This is a genomic window from Clostridium sp. CM028 (assembly GCF_030585565.1).
GTDB lineage: Bacteria > Bacillota > Clostridia > Clostridiales > Clostridiaceae > Clostridium_AD > Clostridium_AD estertheticum_B.
This window is the reverse complement of record NZ_CP077766.1, coordinates 831,438-850,416: the sequence shown is the minus strand read 5'-3', so window position 1 is coordinate 850,416 and position 18,979 is coordinate 831,438. Positions and strand designations below refer to the sequence as shown.

Annotated in this window: 14 protein-coding genes; all 14 read left to right on the top strand. The window is 32.3% G+C overall.

The window, feature by feature from the left end; genetic code table 11:
* The first annotated feature begins 2 nt into the window (after positions 1–2).
* A complete protein-coding gene (locus KTC94_RS04085; protein WP_216303662.1) occupies positions 3–1,682 on the top strand; it encodes an adenylyl-sulfate reductase subunit alpha in 1,680 nt (559 codons plus the stop codon).
* Positions 1,672–1,986 (top strand): ferredoxin family protein, encoded by a 315-nt coding sequence (locus tag KTC94_RS04080; RefSeq protein ID WP_216303661.1) that lies wholly within the window; start codon positions 1,672–1,674, stop codon positions 1,984–1,986. Before KTC94_RS04085 ends, KTC94_RS04080 begins: the two co-directional genes overlap by 11 nt.
* A 12-nt stretch (positions 1,987–1,998) precedes the next feature.
* Positions 1,999–2,799 carry a sulfate adenylyltransferase subunit CysD gene (gene cysD / locus KTC94_RS04075; RefSeq protein WP_220286883.1) on the top strand — a complete coding sequence of 267 codons (801 nt, stop codon included), beginning with the start codon at positions 1,999–2,001 and terminating at the stop codon, positions 2,797–2,799.
* Between the two features lie 18 nt (positions 2,800–2,817).
* Positions 2,818–4,527, top strand: coding sequence for a sulfate adenylyltransferase subunit 1 (locus KTC94_RS04070; protein WP_220286882.1), 1,710 nt, complete (start codon positions 2,818–2,820; stop codon positions 4,525–4,527).
* 238 nt (positions 4,528–4,765) lie between these two features.
* On the top strand, positions 4,766–6,466 hold the full coding sequence (locus KTC94_RS04065; protein ID WP_220320295.1) for an ABC-ATPase domain-containing protein: 1,701 nt from the start codon (positions 4,766–4,768) through the stop codon (positions 6,464–6,466).
* Positions 6,467–6,593: 127 nt separating this feature from the next.
* Positions 6,594–10,022: a pyruvate carboxylase gene (locus KTC94_RS04060; RefSeq protein ID WP_220320294.1), complete on the top strand. Its 3,429-nt coding sequence runs from the start codon at positions 6,594–6,596 to the stop codon at positions 10,020–10,022.
* A 252-nt stretch (positions 10,023–10,274) separates the two neighbouring features.
* Positions 10,275–11,564 carry a sugar ABC transporter substrate-binding protein gene (locus KTC94_RS04055; RefSeq protein ID WP_220320293.1) on the top strand — a complete coding sequence of 430 codons (1,290 nt, stop codon included), beginning with the start codon at positions 10,275–10,277 and terminating at the stop codon, positions 11,562–11,564.
* A 46-nt stretch (positions 11,565–11,610) separates the two neighbouring features.
* A complete protein-coding gene (locus KTC94_RS04050; RefSeq protein ID WP_258876444.1) occupies positions 11,611–12,537 on the top strand; it encodes a carbohydrate ABC transporter permease in 927 nt (308 codons plus the stop codon).
* Positions 12,537–13,370: a carbohydrate ABC transporter permease gene (locus tag KTC94_RS04045; RefSeq protein WP_216303655.1), complete on the top strand. Its 834-nt coding sequence runs from the start codon at positions 12,537–12,539 to the stop codon at positions 13,368–13,370. The genes KTC94_RS04050 and KTC94_RS04045 overlap by 1 nt, the downstream gene beginning before the upstream one ends.
* Before the next feature lie 235 nt (positions 13,371–13,605).
* Positions 13,606–14,196 (top strand): hypothetical protein, encoded by a 591-nt coding sequence (locus tag KTC94_RS04040; RefSeq protein ID WP_220320292.1) that lies wholly within the window; start codon positions 13,606–13,608, stop codon positions 14,194–14,196.
* Between the two features lie 129 nt (positions 14,197–14,325).
* Positions 14,326–14,748 (top strand): DUF4041 domain-containing protein, encoded by a 423-nt coding sequence (locus tag KTC94_RS04035; protein WP_220320291.1) that lies wholly within the window; start codon positions 14,326–14,328, stop codon positions 14,746–14,748.
* Positions 14,749–14,880: 132 nt separating this feature from the next.
* On the top strand, positions 14,881–16,092 hold the full coding sequence (locus tag KTC94_RS04030; RefSeq protein WP_216304418.1) for a dicarboxylate/amino acid:cation symporter: 1,212 nt from the start codon (positions 14,881–14,883) through the stop codon (positions 16,090–16,092).
* A 77-nt stretch (positions 16,093–16,169) separates the two neighbouring features.
* Positions 16,170–17,009: an ATP-dependent sacrificial sulfur transferase LarE gene (gene larE, locus KTC94_RS04025; protein ID WP_220320290.1), complete on the top strand. Its 840-nt coding sequence runs from the start codon at positions 16,170–16,172 to the stop codon at positions 17,007–17,009.
* A gap of 259 nt (positions 17,010–17,268) precedes the next feature.
* Positions 17,269–18,948: an alpha-glucosidase gene (locus tag KTC94_RS04020; protein ID WP_220320289.1), complete on the top strand. Its 1,680-nt coding sequence runs from the start codon at positions 17,269–17,271 to the stop codon at positions 18,946–18,948.
* Positions 18,949–18,979 lie beyond the last annotated feature (31 nt).

Genomic DNA, 18,979 nt, shown 5'->3' with positions numbered 1-18,979 from the left:
AGATGAAGCTAGAAATGAAAACTTTGGTAGCAGATATATTAGTTGTTGGTGGAGGCACGGCCGGATGTTATGCATCACTTACTTTAACTAAGAGAGAAGACATAAGCATTATAGTAGTGGACAAAGCTAATATAAAAAGAAGCGGATGTCTAGCGGCAGGAGTTAATGCAATCAATGGTTATATTAATAAAGGATATACCCCAGAAGACTTCGTAGATTATGTTAAAAATGAAGCTGAGGGAATAATAAGGGAAGACCTGGTATATTCTATTGCTAAAAATTTAAACAAAGTTACAAAAAATATGGAGGGACTAGGGCTTGCAATCTTAAAGGATTCACAGGGCCAATATGTTACTCGTGGCAAAAGAAGTATTAAAATCAATGGGGAAAATATAAAACCTCTTCTTGCAAATGAGGTTAACTCAAAGAAAAACATAAAGGTTTTAAACAAGGTAAATATAATAGATTACATTGTTAAAGATGAAGTAGTTATAGGTGCTTATGGTTTCCATATAGAAAAAAATATTTTTTATGTAATTTATGCAAAGGCAGTTATTTGCACCACTGGTGGAGCTTCAGGCCTTTATAAACCTAATAATCCTGGATTTTCTAAACATAAGATGTGGTATTCACCTTTTAATACGGGAGCAGGGTATGCAATGGGAATAAGAGCAGGGGCTGAGATGACATCTTTTGAAATGAGGTTTATTGCGCTTAGATGCAAGGACACCATAGCACCTACAGGCACTGTGGCTCAAGGTATTGGTGCTAAGCAAATTAATGCCTACGATACGGAGTATGTACAAAACTATGGGAGACCTTTAACTATTACACGATTATTTGCAACTGTAGAGGAAAATAAAAAAGGCTTAGGACCTTGCTATTTGAAAACTAAGGGCATTTCAAAGGAAGTAGAGGAAGAACTCTACAAGGCATATCTTAATATGGCTCCAGCACAGACTTTAAAGTGGATTGAAGATGGTTTGGGGCCTAGTACAGAAAATTTGGAGATAGAAGGTACAGAACCTTATATAGTAGGTGGTCACTCTGCTAGCGGTTATTGGGTGGATGCAAAACGAGCTACTACTATCTCAGGATTATATGCAGCTGGGGATGTGGCAGGGGGAAGCCCTAAAAAATATGTAACTGGTTGTTTTGTCGAAGGTGAAATTGCAGCTGATGCCGCAACGGAGTTTATAAAAAACAAGAAAAATAAATTAATAGAGGAAGAAGAAATTTTATCTAAAGCTAAATTATTAGAAACTTTTCTTGAAGATAATGACAGTTTATTTTCTATAAATGGTGTTGAAGAGGCTATGCAAAAGGTAATGGATGAATATGCAGGTGGTATATCTAAAAACTATGTTTTTAATTCTTCAAAATTGCGAATTGCAAGTGGTAAAATAGATGAGCTTTTAGTGCTTTCAAAGGATTTGAGGGCCAAGGACATGCGAGAACTTTTGCAAATATTTGAAGTCATAGATAGGTTATATGTTTGCAAAGTTTTAATAGTTCATCTTCTAAAAAGAAAAGAAACCCGCTGGAAATGCTATGGAGATAATGCGGATTTTCCATATAAAGATGATGGTTTACTTAAATATATCAACACAATATATAAAGATGGAAAGGTTAAAGTTGTTTTTAGAAATTTAATAAAGCGAGATGAAGTTTATGAGCATTAAAATAGATCCACAAAAATGTGTGGGTTGCGGAAAATGTATGGACGTTTGCCCGGGAAATCTTATATTTAAAAAGAATGACTCAAAAGCTTTTATAGAATACCCACAGGAGTGTTGGGGATGTTGTGCTTGCGTTAAAGAATGTCCTGCTATGGCTATAAATTATTATCTTGGAGCAGATATTGGAGGTAAAGGAACTTATTTAAATACAAAAAAAGAAAAAAATCTTCTTCATTGGCACATGTTTAAACCAAATAGTGAAGAAATCATTATTACAACAAATGTAGCAGAGGCTAACAAATATTAGGGAGGTAAAATTATGGATCATTTAGATACATTAGAAGCAGAAAGTATTTTTATATTAAGAGAATCCTATAAAAAATTAGGTAGACTTGGGATGTTATGGTCAATTGGAAAGGATTCAACAGTACTGTTGTGGCTCGCTAAGAAGGCTTTTTTTGGACATTGTCCTTTTCCTTTTATTCATGTAGATACCAAACATAAAATACCTGCAATGATTGAATATAGGGACAAAATTGCTAAAGAGTTTAATATTGACCTTATAGTACACACGAATGAGGAAGCTATAAAGAATGGTATGGGGCCACATTGCGGAAGACTTAATTGCTGCAAGGCACTAAAAACAGATGGCCTTCAACAGGTGGTTACAAAGTATGAATTTGATGGATTAATTCTAGGAATTAGAAGTGATGAGGAAGGTTCGCGGTCAAAGGAAAGAGTATTTAGTGAAAGAAATAAGGATTCGGAATGGGATTATACTAATCAAGCACCAGAACTTTGGGATCAATTTAAAACTGATTTTCCAAAGGGCAATCATATTAGAGTTCATCCAATACTTCATTGGAGTGAAATTGACATATGGGCTTATATACAGAGAGAAAATATACCAATTATAGATTTGTATTTTGCTAAAGACGGCAAAAGATATAGAAGTCTTGGTTGCGCTGAGTGTACTGGTAAGATAGATTCTACGGCTACGACTATTGATGAAATTATTGAAGAACTAAAAAACACTACAACAGGTGAACGCGCAGGTAGAGCTCAAGATCAAGAGGATGCTTACGCAATGCAAAAGCTTCGTAAAGATGGGTATATGTAAGGGAGGGGTTTATTACTAATGGAAAATACAAGAGAAGTATTAAGAATAGTTACGGTAGGACACGTAGATCACGGCAAGTCTACAGTAATTGGAAGATTGCTTTATGATACAAAATCATTGCCAGAAGGTGCAATAGACAGAGTTAAAAAAATTGCTAAAGAAAAAGGTAAACCATTTGAATATGCATACCTATTAGATGCTTTTGAAGAAGAACAAAAACAAGGAATAACAATCGATACAACTTCTCTTCAATTTCATACAGACATGCGGGATTATGTAATTATAGATGCTCCAGGACATGTAGAATTTCTTAAAAACATGATTACAGGGGCAGCTAGCGCTGAAGCTGCACTTTTAATAATTGATGCGGAAGAAGGAATTCAAGAACAATCTAAAAGACATGGTTATATACTTTCTCTTTTAGGGATTAGGCAGGTGTGCGTTGTAGTTAATAAAATGGATCTTATTGATTATAGTCAGGAAAGATTTAATGTTATAAAAAATGAAATGAATGCTTTTTTAAATAATCTAAATGTACACCCTATGAGTTATATCCCTATATCAGCATTTTACGGTGAAAATTTAACTTCAAAATCCGATAAATTATCTTGGTATAAGGGGGAAACTGTGCTTGAAGCATTAGATTTATTTACCCAAGAAACAGGCCTCGAAGCAAAACCTCTAAGATTACCTATACAAGATGTATATAAGTTTGATAATAGGAGAATAATTGCAGGAAGAGTAGAGGCAGGTACACTTAATATTGGGGATGAGATTCTTATTTCACCAGAAAATAAAACTACAAAAGTTAAAACTATTGAATATTTTGTAGAAAAAGATAATGTAAAAACTGTAAGTGCAGGTATGTCGGTAGGTATTACTTTTGAAGATGAATTTTTTAATAAAAGAGGAGAAATAATCTCTCATAAAAAAAATACACCTATTGTCTCAAATATTTTTAAGACCAATATATTTTGGATGGGGAAAAGCAATTTTGTAAAAGGTAGGAAATATAAGATAAAGCTTGTAACTCAAGAAGTGGAATGTGAAATTGTATCATTTAATAAAGTTATAGATGCAACTACTTTAGGTACTTACGAAAATGCACTTGAGGCAAAAACTAATGATGTAGCTGAAGTTACTATAAAAACAAAGGAAAATATATGCTTTGATAAATTTTCAGATAACCAAAACACTGGTAGATTTGTAATAGTGGATGGCTATGATGTAAGTGGTGGTGGAATTATTTCAGGCGCTATTGATCCTGATGAAGTAACGGTGACTAGCTTTATTAAAGATGAAATTAAGATTCCAATAAATTGTTTTGATGAATATTATTATGATATTAAAACAGCAGAAGTTAAAAAGAACTTGTCAAAAGTCGTGCAATATAATATTTGTGATAATGTACCTTTCCTTGGAGAAAGTTATGATTTTAAAGAAAACTTCGATGTAATAGTATTAAATGCTAGCATTGTTGCTAAAATAAGAGCTGGTAAGTTAATGGATGTTATCTCAATAGATAAGTATTCTTATGAGGCCGTAGTCACTATTAATGAAAATGGGTTTGGTATCAATATAGGCGCTGATAAAGATTTATTGGACTATATCGCTGACCATGAAAAAGGCATTAACGATATTTTTGCAAATAAATGGCTTAATTTCACTAAATATAGAACTATAAAGTTTAGAGATATTATAGAAGAAATAGTAGAATACGAGATTTAAATCAAAAAGGAGGGGTATAATCCTCCTTTTAATTTATGAAAAAAATAACTATTTTTATGGAATTTTACATGATTATTGATGCAACAAATAAAGATGTGTATAATTAATATAGGTGTATTAAATAATAAGACATTGTATTGTAGATTATAAGTTACTAAACAAAAAATCCATAGTTTAGTAGCTTTTTTATATTATAAGAAAGTGAAATTTATTTTATAAAGAATAAGAGGAGAGTTTAATGAAAAGTTTGGAGTTGTTAAAAAAAGAACTAGCTAGAATTGATGGGAAAAGTTATAGGTTGTACAAGGAGTTAGAGGGAGAGTATGATTTTGGGGGTTTTGCACTTTGCATAGATCATGTTCAAGGTGATCCTTTTGCATCACCATCAAGAATTAGGGTAATAGTAAATCAGAGGGTTGCTAAATTTCCAAAGGATACTTTTGATAATAAAATAAAAAATATTGCAGTAGCTGATTATTTAACAAGAGAATTTTATTCTAATATAAATAAGTGCTGCGTAAAAGTTTTTGGATCTGGGAAGAGTGGATTAATAGCTATAAGCAAATGTCCACAAGAGATACTAAATAGAACTTCAATAATTATAGATGAGGATAAAATAGAAGCAAGGTTTTATGTTGGATTTCCAGCGAGGGGAAGAAGCGTTTTATCAAGAGAGCTTGAGAAAATTTTGTATAATGTTATACCAAATATTGTAGAGAGGACTTTAATGTATAAAAATATTAATAGTGAAAAATTAATAAGCAGAGTAAATTTAGTAGAAGATCAAGAGCATATAAGAAGGTCGCTTGCAAGTAGAGGGCTAGTTGCATTTGTAGCCAATGGATCAATGCTGCCGAGAGAAAGTGGAATATCTACAAAAGCATTAAAAGCTGGCATGGTATTTGCCTCACCAAAGGAATTAGAAGTAGAGTTTAATACAAAGAGCCGTGGCAAAATTTGCGGAATGGGAATAAAAAAAGGTATAACGCTTATAGTAGGTGGAGGATATCATGGTAAATCAACATTATTAAAAGCAATAGAGCTTGGAGTTTATAATCATATTGAAGGTGATGGTAGAGAGTTTGTTATAACAGATGAATCAGCTTTAAAAGTAAGGGCAGAAGATAGTAGATGCGTCACTAAAACGGATATATCACTATTTATTAGTAACTTACCTAACGGGAAAGACACTGTAGAATTCTCTACGCAGAACGCAAGTGGGAGTACATCACAAGCGGCGAGTATTATTGAGGGGATAGAAAGCAGCGCTAAGGTATTTTTAATAGATGAAGATACTTCAGCTACTAATTTCATGATGAGAGATGATTTAATGCAAAAATTAGTTTGCACAGAAAAGGAACCAATCACACCGTTTATTGAAATAGTGGGATCTTTATATAACCAGAAAGGTATTTCAACAATAATGGTAGTAGGAAGCTCTGGAGATTTTTTTGATGTAGCGGATTCTGTAGTGCAGCTTGATAATTATGAGGCCAAGGACGTCACAAAAAAGGCTAAAAAACTAAGTAGTGGTCATATTACAAAAAGAATTAACGAAAGAAATTTAAAAATAGATATCTCATTTAACAGAGTAGTTAAAGCCGGAACTATTTCACAAGGAGAAAGGGGAGTTAAAATCAAAACAATGGGGCTCAATATATTGTGTATAAACAGAGATGACATAGATTTAAGAGCTGTAGAGCAAATAGTTGATAGTGAACAAGTAAATGCTATAGGCACAATTATGAGATGGGCAGAGGTAAATATTATGAATAAGGGCTTAAGATTTGAAAGTATGGTTGATGATATAATTTGTAAAATAAAGAAAAATGGGTTAATATCCATGGATAAATTAAAAGGTGGAAGTGGAGATTTAGCCATGCCGCGAAAGCAAGAAATAATGGCAGTATATAATAGGTACAGAAACCTAAAAATATAAAAAGATATAACTAGAATTTGGAATAAAAATAAATCAATGACATTTTTATTTATTGCATTTTTTTTAAAAATCCTGTATTCTTATGAATAATGAAGTAGATTAAAGGCTAAAACAGGGGGTAACAAATGTGAAAAAATTTAAACGAGTACTAGTAGCAAACAGAGGCGAAATTGCTATAAGAATTTTTAGAGCTTGTAATGAACTTGGGATTCGTACGGTGGCGATTTATTCCAATGAAGATAAGTATTCACTTTTTAAAACTAAGGCAGACGAAGCTTATTTAATTGGAAAAAGCAGAAGTCCTGTTGAGGCATATCTAAATATTGAGGAGATAATCAGTATTGCGCTTAAAAAAGGTGTAGATGCAATTCATCCAGGGTATGGATTCTTATCAGAGAACCCTGAATTCGCGAAAAAATGTGCAAAAGCAGGTATTGAATTTATCGGGCCTACAGCTGAAATGATGGATAAACTTGGAGATAAGATTAAATGCAAAATTGTGGCAAAATCATTAGGAGTTCCTACGATACCTGGTTATGAAAAAGAAATTGAAACAGTAGACATTGCAAAGAAACTCGCAGGGGAATGTGGATATCCTATTATGTTAAAGGCAGTTGCTGGCGGCGGCGGACGAGGCATGAGAATTGTAAGAAATGAAGGCGAATTAGCCTCTGCTTATAGAAGTGCTAAAAGTGAAGCAAAGAAAGCGTTCGGTATCGACCATTTATTTATAGAAAAATATTTTGAAAAGTCTAAACATATAGAAGTACAGGTTCTTGGAGACAAGTTTGGTAATATTGTTCATTTATTTGAAAGAGATTGCTCTATTCAAAGAAGACATCAAAAGGTTGTAGAGTACAGTCCTGCTTTTTCAATATCAGAAGAAAAAAGAAATGAAATCTGCAATGATGCATTAAAAATAGCTAAATCAGTAAATTATAGAAGTGCTGGAACTTTGGAGTTCTTAGTAGATACTTATGGGAATCATTATTTTATAGAAATGAACCCTAGAATTCAAGTTGAACACACCGTTACAGAAATGGTAACAGGTATTGATATAGTTCAAAGCCAAATACTTATAGCAGAAGATTATGCTTTAAATTCCTCTAAAATAGGAATTTCGTCTCAAGAAGATGTTGTGCTTCGAGGATATTCTATTCAGTGCAGGATAACAACAGAGGATCCTTCTAATAATTTTGCACCGGATACTGGAAAAATAGAAGAATATAGAACAGGTTCTGGCTTTGGAATAAGGCTTGATGGCGGTAATGGTTTTGCAGGGGCGGTAATTAGCCCTTACTATGATAGCCTTTTGGTAAAAAATATATCATGGTCTAGAACTTTTCAAGATGCTATAAGAAAATCTATAAGAGCTGTTGAGGAAACTAGAATTACAGGAGTAAAGACTAATATAGGTTTTCTAATTAATGTATTAAATCATCCTACTTTTTTGAAGGGCGAATGTAATACAAGTTTTATTGAAGAAAGTCCAGAATTAATTTCCATTGCACCTAAGGAAGATGAGGAAGGCAGAGTGTTAAAATTCATTGGAGACAAAATGGTAAATGAAGTAAGTGGAATTAAAAAGCTTTATGATGTGCCGGTAGTTCCTAAAATTATAATGCCAAATAAAATTAGTGGGACAAAACAGATTTTAGATATGCAGGGTACGGAAGGTCTTTTAAACTGGATTAAAAATCAAAATAAATTACTGTTAACAGACACCACAATGAGAGATGCTCATCAATCTTTAATGGCAACTAGAATGCGAACGAAGGATATGTTAAAAATAGCAAGTGCTACCTCTGTTTATGGAGGAGATTTGTTTTCCCTTGAGATGTGGGGAGGAGCTACTTTTGATGTAGCATACCGCTTTTTAAACGAATCGCCCTGGGAAAGATTAACACAGCTACGATCGAAAATTCCTAATGTGCTTTTCCAGATGCTACTACGTGGAGCAAATGCAGTAGGCTATAAAAATTATCCTGATAATGTAATCCGTGAATTTATTAAAGAATCTGCAGATACAGGCATTGATGTTTTCAGAATTTTTGATTCTCTAAACTGGCTAAAAGGAATGGAAGTTTCAATAGATGAAGTTATTAAAAGTGGTAAAGTTGCAGAAGCTTGTATTTGTTACACAGGAGACATCTTAAATGATAAAAAAGATAAATATAATTTGGATTATTATATTAAGCTAGCAAAGGAAATTGAGAAAACAGGAGCTCATATTTTAGGAATAAAAGATATGTCAGCACTGCTTAAACCTCATGCTGCGTTTAAGTTAATAAATGCACTAAAGCAAGAAGTAGGAATGCCTATTCATCTTCATACCCATGATACTACAGGAAATGGAGTTGCTACAGTTTTGATGGCGGCTCAAGCAGGCGTTGACATTGTAGACACTGCTTTTAACAGTATGTCAGGGCTTACAAGTCAACCAGCTTTAAATTCAGTTGTTGCAGCACTTAAGAATACTGACAGGGATACTGGGATAGAACCCAAAGGAATTCAGGAAATTTCAGATTATTGGGATGCAGTAAGACCAGTTTATGACCAATTTAAATCAGATTTGAATTCTGGTTCCGCTGAAATTTATCGATATGAAATTCCAGGAGGCCAATACTCTAATCTCAAACCACAAGTAGAAAGTTTCGGACTTTCACATAAATTTAATGAAATTAAAGAACTGTATAAAGAAGTAAATGAAATGGTAGGGGATATTGTAAAGGTAACTCCATCCTCTAAGATGGTTGGAGACTTTGCAATATTTATGCTTCAAAATGACCTTACACCAGAAAATATATACGAAAAAGCTACTAATATGTCTTTCCCAGATTCCGTTGTAGCATACTTTAAAGGCATGATGGGTCAACCAATGGGAGGATTTCCAGAAAAACTTCAGATATTAGTTTTAAAGGGTGAGAAGCCAATTACATGTAGACCGGGTGAATTACTCCCTGATGAGGATTTTAGCAAGATAGAGAAACACCTAATAGAGAAATTTAATATTGCTCCAAATAAAAAAGACGTACTAAGCTATTCATTATACCCTGAGGTATTTGATGGCTATATAAAATATGTTAAGGAGTTTGGAGATTTAAGTAGAATCGGAAGCGATGTGTATTTCCACGGGCTCAATGAGGGTGAAACCTGCGAAGTCGAAATTGCTGAAGGAAAAACCTATATGATAAAGTTGCTTCACATTGGTAGATTGGATTTAGAGGGTAACAAAGTTCTTGTTTTCGAGGTGGATGGAAATAGACGCGAAATAAAAATAAAAGATAGAAACAATAAAGCGTTGCAAGATTTCCAAGGACCAGAAATGGCAGATTCATCAAATCCTTTAGAAATCGGAGCACCTATACCAGGAACTATTTTAGCCATTCTTGTAGCAGAAGGAGATACAATAACTGAAAATCAACCATTGATGACAGTGGAGGCTATGAAAATGGAGACAAGGGTAAGTGCCAGTGTAACAGGAGTGGTTGAGTCAATTAATGTTATTGAAGGACAACAGGTAAAGGCTGGAGAACTTTTAATAAATTTAAAATAGCTTAGAAAATTAGCAAATAAAACTCAAATAAGAGTAAAAAAAACACTAAAGTTTTTAAGCTTTAGTGTTTTTTACTCTTATTTTTTTGTTAATTAAGGTTTAATGCACGTTTGAAACTAATTTATGAATTTTTAAGAAAATATTTATATAAAAAGATTATATTGGTTATTGCGTTCGAATATAAATTATAAGACATGAAGTTTATATGATGAGGGAGAAATCAAAATTTATGAAAAGAGAGGATGAAGAATAATGAAAAAGTTATCAATAACCTTAGCGTTTGTTATGATTGCTTCCATGTCTTTTATCGGATGCAGTAAATCTACTGAGCCAAAAGTAACAACTATTCAGTTTATGGAGACTCTAACCAGTCCTGAGAGGACTAAATTTGTAAAAGAGCTTATATCTGATTTTGAATTAAAGAATAAAGATGTAAAAGTGGAACTAATCTCTGAGCCATGGGAACAAGCCCATGATAAAATCATTACAATGTCAGCTGCAAATCAACTGCCAGATGTAATGGAAATGGCTGCAAATTGGGCTTCTGAAATCGGTGCAACCGGAAAGCTTGAAGATTTAGGGCCATATTATAATAAATGGGACAAAAAGGATACATTGACAGAGAAAAGCCTTAAGCTTGGTAAAGCATACAAAGACACATTGTATGTCGTTCCTCATAGTTTATATTTCCAGGCAATGTATTATAGGAACGATTGGTTTAAAGCAGCAGGTGTTGATGTTCCAAAAACAACAGAGGATTTCTTTAATACTGCAGAAAAAATCACGGATAAATCAAAAAACAGGTATGGATATTCATTCAGAGGAGGAGCGGGAAGCTGGACCCTTATGTCGAACTTCATTATGACTAATGGAGGATTTACAAATTACTTTGATGAAAATGGTAAATGTGTGTTTAGAAAACCTGAATCCGTTGAAACATTTAAGAAATTCACTGATATGTATCTAAAGGCTGCTCCAAAGGATGCTCTTAACTGGGGATATGCGGAAACAGTTGATGCATTCACATCAAGTAATACAGCCCTAATCATACAGGACTCTGAAGTAATAAAATCATGTGAAACAAAAATGGACAAAGGAACATTTGAAACAGGATTATGTCCTGTAGGTCCTGATGGCAAGAGATATTTACAAGGAGGATACATTGGGTTCTCAATGCCATCTGCTTCATATAAGAAAGAAGCTTCTTGGAAATTCATTTCTTATATGATGAGCCCTGAAGTTAACCTTAAATGGGGTGTTAAAAACTCTGTAATTCCTGCAACAAAAGTACCTAATGATAGCGCTGAGTTTAAAAAAGGTTATATTTCTGCATATACAAATACTTTAGAAGATTCCAATACAGTATTGTTCAGCGCTCCTGAATATTTGCCAGAATGGGGAGAATTTACAGGAAAGATTGCTGGGCAGGAACTTCAGTCATATCTCTTGAAAAAGCAAACTGCAGAAAAAACTATGAATAATATATCTACGTATTTAGAAAATGCAAATGCGAAATACAATAAAAAAAGTAGTATTAAATAAAGAGAAATGGAGAAAATATCCATTTCTCTTGATAGGAGGTAGTAGTTTGGACAGTAAAAAATCATTAGCACAAAAAAAACGGGTTATAAACAGTGTTAAGAAAAAGAATATTGAGCCTTATTTATATATAATGCCGGGATTAGTATTAATGTTTGTTTTTATTGGATATCCAATTGCAAAGGGGATAGCAACCTCCTTCTATCATTATAGGCTAAATGATCCCAATATTTACTTTAATGGCTTTGAAAATTACAAAGAAATACTTGCAGAAAAAGATTTTTGGAAGATTTTAAAAAATTCATTCTGGTGGGTTGCAGGTTCGATAAGTTTCCAGTTTACATTTGGGCTAATTTTGGCTCTGCTACTAAATAGAAAATTTAAATTTAGGGGCTTATATCAGGCCTTAGTTCTTGCGCCTTGGGCAGTACCTGGCTTTTTAATAGGACTTATATGGAAATGGCTACTTAATGGACAATATGGAGTTATAAATGATATTTTTATTAAATTGCATTTAACAAAAGAGCCTATTTCATTCTTGGCACAATTAAATACTGCACTTCCAAGCACAATAGTGGCAAATATTTGGTATGGTATACCATTTTTCACCATAATGATTTTGGCTGCACTTCAGTCAATACCGTTTACTTTATACGAATCTGCAGAAATAGATGGTGCAGGAAAAGTAGCAAAATTTTTCAAAATAACTTTGCCATACATAAAACCCACTATCATTACAACTTTGCTGCTTAGAGTCATATGGATATTTAGTTTTGCAGATATTATATATATAATGACAAATGGTGGGCCTTTGAATTCATCAAATAATTTGGCTTCTTATATTATTTTTAAAGCATATAAAGCCCTTGATTTTGGTCAGGCGTCAGCTATAAGTGTCATATTTTTAGTAATACTACTCATATATACTGTACTTTATCTAGCAATTACGAAATTTGATAAAGCGGGTGATTTTTAATGAACAAGGAAAATAAATTAAGCAGAGCATTGACATACTTTTTAATGGTAGCATTCTTTATTTTTATGACTTCCCCTATCATCTGGATATTTATTACATCAGTAAAGTCAGTTAAGGAGATAGTGACTATACCTATAACATACTTTCCAAAACACTTTACTTTAAAAAATTATGAAAGTATATTAAAAACTACAAACTTTCCAGTATACTTTAAAAATAGTGTGATTGTAGGTACTACTGCATCAATAGGGACTTTGATTATATCACTATTTGCAGGATATTCTCTGGCAAGGTTTAAATTTGCAGGTAAAAAACTTACCCTCTTTCTATTCCTTGCAACTCAGATGGTTCCTGTGGCAGCGATTATAGTGCCTATATTTATGCTTTTTTCAAAATTAGGCCTTATAAATAATTTGCTGGGACTAATAATAATTTATATAGTTTTGAACATCCCTTTTTGCACTATGATGATAAGGGGATTTTTCGAAAAAATACCTTATACTTTGGAAGAAGCTGCAATGATTGATGGATGTTCAAGAATACAAGCATTGATAAAAATAATACTTCCTGTAATGAAACCAGGTATTATTGCAACTTTTGTTTTTGCTTTTATGGGAGCATGGAATGAATTATTCTTCAACACTCTGTTTATAAGCCGTGAAGGCCTTAAAACTCTGCCAACAGGGATTAATGCTTTTATCGGGAAATATGATATAGACTGGGGAATGATGACAGCAGGTTCTGTTATTGCTTTAATACCTATATTCATTATGTTTGGTGTTATCCAAAAATATCTGGTAGGGGGTCTTACTGACGGTGCTGTCAAAGGATAATAATTTTATCTATGGTTGTGTATAGACAAGTAAGAGATTATATAACAAGATGATGCACCTAGATATAGGTGTATTTTTTATATTTAGGGTAGTGAGCTACAGTATACATAAGGATAAAATTAGGAAAATATTAATAGTTTGGTAATTATTGAGCTAAAATTTGACTTATTACTATATTTACGAGTGAATTTTTTGTGGTATAATGTAAATTAATAAAGAAATAGGAGGGTTTTCAATGGCAATACTTACGTCTATTAAAGATGCTTTAAATGCGAAGCAATATAAATCTGAGGTTGAAAAACTAATCGAGGAAAATAAAAATTTGAAATATATAAAATTAACTCCAACTCAAATGGGAATGAGTCAAATTTTATCTAAAACTAAAGAACTTGAAGCAGAGCTCGAAGGATATGATAATATAATTAAAACAAAAGCAAAAGACATACTAGAACTTAAAACAGAATATAATGATCAAGCTGTGTATCAGTCTAGAGAGTTTGAACAAAAATCGAATGAATATGATGATTTAATTAAGCTGAAATGTAAAGAGCTTGAAGATAAATCAGCAGAATACGATTGCATAATTGAAAACAAGAGTAAAGAATATGATGATCTAATTCAGCTAAAAGGTAAAGAACTTGAAGACAAATCAACAGAATACGATGGATTAATTGAAAACAAAAGTAAAGAGTATGATAATTTAATCCAGTTAAAAGATAAAGAACTTGAAGATAAATCAACAGAGTATGATGACTTTATTGAAATGAAAAGCAAAGAATATGAGGATATGTTCAAACTAAAAGCTAATGAAATTGAACAGAAATAAAATGAATATGAAGTTTTAATTGAAACTAAAACAAAATTCATTGAGGAACTTAATGCAGAATATAACGATATAAAAACATGTGTGGATAGCTTAAAGTCTCAAATAATAAATTTAGATGATGATATTTTAATGCAAAGTTTTGGAGTTTATAAATCTGAATATAATTTAATGAATTCAGAAAAATGTTCTACAATGCTTCAGGATATAAGAGAGAAGCAAATTGAGATGATCAAATCAAAGGAAGCTATAGAATTTAAGCAGTGGATTGTTAATGGAAGTATAAAAGAAGGCAATCAACTAGTTGGAGATATGACAGAGGATATGATTAAATTAGTCCTTAGGATTTTTAATGATGAGTGTGATTCTATAATTGAAAAGGTTAAATTTAGTAATATAGAAATGATAGAAAATAGAATCAAAAAATTCTTTGAGGATTTAAATAAGCTTGGGAATATAACACAAGTTAAAATAGCTCCTAAATATTTGGATACTAAACTAGAAGAACTTTATCTTTCTTATGAATATAAACTTAAAAAACAGGAAGAAAAGTAAAATAATGGTTGTGTGATAACCTTAGAAGAACTATAATGAAGCTATAACAAAAATGCATTATTTATGAAAGTAATTATTAAAATTAAAATTTAAACGTCAAATTAAGGCGTTTATTTATAAGGAGGAATATAAATGAAAAAAACAGTAAAAAAGAAAAAAATAGGATTACTTCCTAGACTTATTATCGCTATCATATTAGGTATCATTTTAGGAAAAATACTTCCAGGAACAGGGATTAGGATTTTTGCAACATTCAATGGACTATTCGGTCAATTTTTAGGTTTTGCTATACCGCTTATAATTATAGGATTTATAGTACCTGGTATAGGTGATCTTGGTAGTGGGGCTGGTAAAATTCTAGCTTTAACTGCAGGAATAGCGTATGCATCTACTATAATTGCCGGATCAATAGCATACTTTGCAAATATTACTATTCTTCCAATGTTTTTAAAACCTGGAGCACTAGGCGCAAATTTTGGTAGTAGTGAGAGTGGGCTTGCTAAAGCCTTTATTGAATTTAAAATACTACCTTTAATGGATGTAATGACTGCTTTAGTTCTTGCATTTACAATAGGTATAGGAATTGCTGCAATAAAATCTACTGCCATAAAGAGTGTTATGAAGGAATTCCAAGAAATTATAAGTAAACTGATTTCTGGAATAATAATTCCACTACTACCTATATACATTATGGGTACTTTCGCAAATATGACTTATGCTGGTCAAGTTGAATCTATATTAAAGGTATTCTCAAAAGTATTCATTTTAGTTATTTTACTTCACATTATAGTAATTGTTCTTCAATATGTAGTTGCTGGAAGCATATCAGGTGCTAATCCATTCAGATTAATTAAGAAAATGATTCCTGCATATTTAACAGCTATAGGAACTCAATCATCTGCAGCAACTATTCCTGTTACTCTTGCTCAAACTAAAAAAAATGGGGTAAGTGATGGAGTAGCTGATTTTGTAATACCACTTTGTGCAACTATACATCTTTCAGGTAGCACAATAACTTTGGTAAGTTGTTCTCTTGCAATAATGATGTTAAATGGTATGAATTATGGTTTTGGAACTTTCTTTGGATTTATTTTAGCATTAGGAGTTACAATGGTAGCGGCTCCCGGAGTTCCTGGCGGAGCGGTTATGGCATCACTTGGACTTCTTCAAAGTATGCTCGGATTCAATGAAACATTGACATCGCTTATGATAGCTCTATATGTAGCCCAAGATAGTTTTGGTACTGCTTGCAACATAACTGGAGATGGAGCAATTGCTGTTATAATAAATAAAATCTCAGGACATAAACTTGAAACTCCAAAAGAAAAAGATGCTATTGCTTAGATATTATGGTAAATTAAATATAGTGATATATTTTTAGTGTAAATAGTAATAGCATTATAAGAACAGGAGGACGAAATATGGAATTAGATTTGAAATTTCAAAAGTTAAAGGAGATTCTTCAAGATTTAGAAAGTGTAGCGGTAGCGTATTCTGGGGGTGTTGATAGCACGTTTCTTTTAAAGGTAGCAGCTGATGTTTTGGGGAATAGGGTTATAGCAATAACGGCAAAGTCATCAACATACCCGGAAAGAGAATTTAAGGAAGCTGTTAAATATATTGAAGGTATCGGGGCAAAGCATATAGTCATAATTTCGGAAGAATTAGAAATTGAAGGATTTGCTAAAAATCCTGTTAATAGGTGCTATTTTTGTAAAAAAGAACTTTTCTCAAAGATTAGAAAAGTTGCTGATGATAATAACATTAATGCAGTTTTAGATGGTTCGAATGTTGATGACTCTTCCGATTACAGACCGGGAATGAAGGCAGCTAAGGAATTAAAAGTTATTAGCCCATTAAAGGATGCTGGCTTTACGAAAAATGATATAAGAGCACTGTCAAAGAGATTGGGTGTACCTACTTGGGACAAGCCAGCATTTGCATGTCTATCCTCAAGATTTCCATATGGCAATGAGATAACGGTGAAAAAACTAAGTATGGTTGAAAAAGCCGAACAGTTTTTATTGGATTTAGGGTTCAGACAGATAAGGGTAAGGCACCACGGAGATATAGCAAGGGTAGAGGTTAATGTTGAAGAAAGAAATAAATTTTTCAATATTGAAATGATGAATAAAGTTGGAAACAAATTGAAAAGTATTGGTTTTAAATATGTAACCCTTGATTTGTTAGGCTATAGAACTGGAAGTATGAACGAAGTACTTAGCGTAGCAGAAAGAAATTCAGTAAAAGCTCTTGATTAAAATCAAGAGCTTTTTTATTAATAGTTGCTACTATATCAAAGATTGTTTTATCTAAATAAATTTAATTTTCATGAAATATTTTTTATAGCAAGTAAAAAATATATACTAATTTACGTTTATATGGTAAAATGTGGTAGAGGAAATTTAATATAGACTAACTGCAATTGGTAGGAACTTAAAGACAAAAACTAGCCATATTATAGAGGTATTGTTACCAAATGTTAAGGAAGTTATAAAACAATAGAAAGAAGGAGAGTTTATGAATAAATATTGGTGGAAAGAAAGTGTAGTTTACCAGATTTACCCAAGAAGTTTTAAAGATAGTAATGGCGACGGAATCGGAGACTTAAGAGGAATAATAGAAAAACTTGATTATCTTGAGGAACTAGGAATTGATGTAATATGGTTGTCGCCTGTTTATGAATCACCTAATGATGATAATGGATATGATATAAGTAATTACCAGGGGATAATGAAAGAATTTGGAACCATAGAGGATTTTGATTTATTGCTATCACGAGCTCATGATAGAAAGATTAAGATAATGATGGATCTTGTCGTAAATCATAGTTCTGATGAGCATAAATGGTTTATTGAGAGTAAGAAATCTAAAACAAATAAATATAGAGATTATTACATTTGGAGGGATGCAAAAGATAGCTTGCCTCCCAATAATTGGGGATCGTGCTTTAGTGGTTCTGCTTGGGAATTAGACCCTCAATCACAAATGTATTATTTACACTTATTCTCGAAAAAACAACCAGATTTAAATTGGGAGAACGAAAATTTAAGAAAAGAAATCTTTAGTATGATGGAATGGTGGCTAGAAAAAGGAATTGATGGTTTCCGTATGGATGTTATTAATATGATTGGAAAAGATCAAAGCTATCCTGACGGTATTCTTAATGGAGATAATAACTATGCAGATCCAGGTAATTTCAGCAAAAATCATCCAAAGGTTCATGATTATTTACAAGAAATGAATAAAGAAGTATTAAGCAAGTATGATGTTATAACTGTTGGCGAAACGCCAGATGTAACACCTGCGCAAGCTATCGAATACGTAGATGAAGATAGAAATGAATTAAATATGGTGTTTCAATTTGAACATATGAGTGTAGGAGATGGGCCAGAAGGGAAATGGGGCAAAACAAAATTTGAGCTGAGTGAATTTAAAACTATTATGTCAAAATGGCAAAATGAACTTGAAGCTAAAGGATGGAATAGTCTTTATTTAAATAACCATGATCAACCAAGAATGGTTTCACGTTTTGGAAATGACAATAAATATAGAATTGAATCTGCAAAAATGTTAGCAACCTTTCTTCATATGATGCAAGGTACTCCCTACATTTATCAAGGTGAGGAAATAGGTATGACAAATGTCAAATTTGATAACATCAATGATTACAAAGATATTGAAACACTAAATGCATATAGAGATTTTACTGAAAGTGGTAAGAAAAGTCATGATGAGATTATGAATTCTATTTATAAAAGGGGCAGAGATAACGCAAGAACGCCATTTCAGTGGAATAATAAAAAAAATGCAGGTTTTACTGATGGAACTCCTTGGATCAAGGTAAATCCAAATTATAAATATGTTAATGCGCAATCGCAATTAGAAGATGAAAACTCTATTTTTAATTATTATAAAAAACTTATAAGACTTAGAAAGAATAATGAAATAATAGTATATGGAAAATATACTTTAATTTTGGGGGACCACAAAGATATCTATGCATATAAAAGAGAATTAAAAAATGAGACTCTTTTAGTAATATGTAATTTCTGTGAGAACATTGCTAAATTTGCTCTTTCCAACAATATAAAATATGAGCATAAGGATCTTCTAATTTCAAATTATATTGTAGAGACTGAGTCCATAGATGAAATTAACCTTAAACCTTATGAAGCAAGAGTATATTTGTTAAAATAAGTGAACTATATAAGTGGAATTAATACTCAAG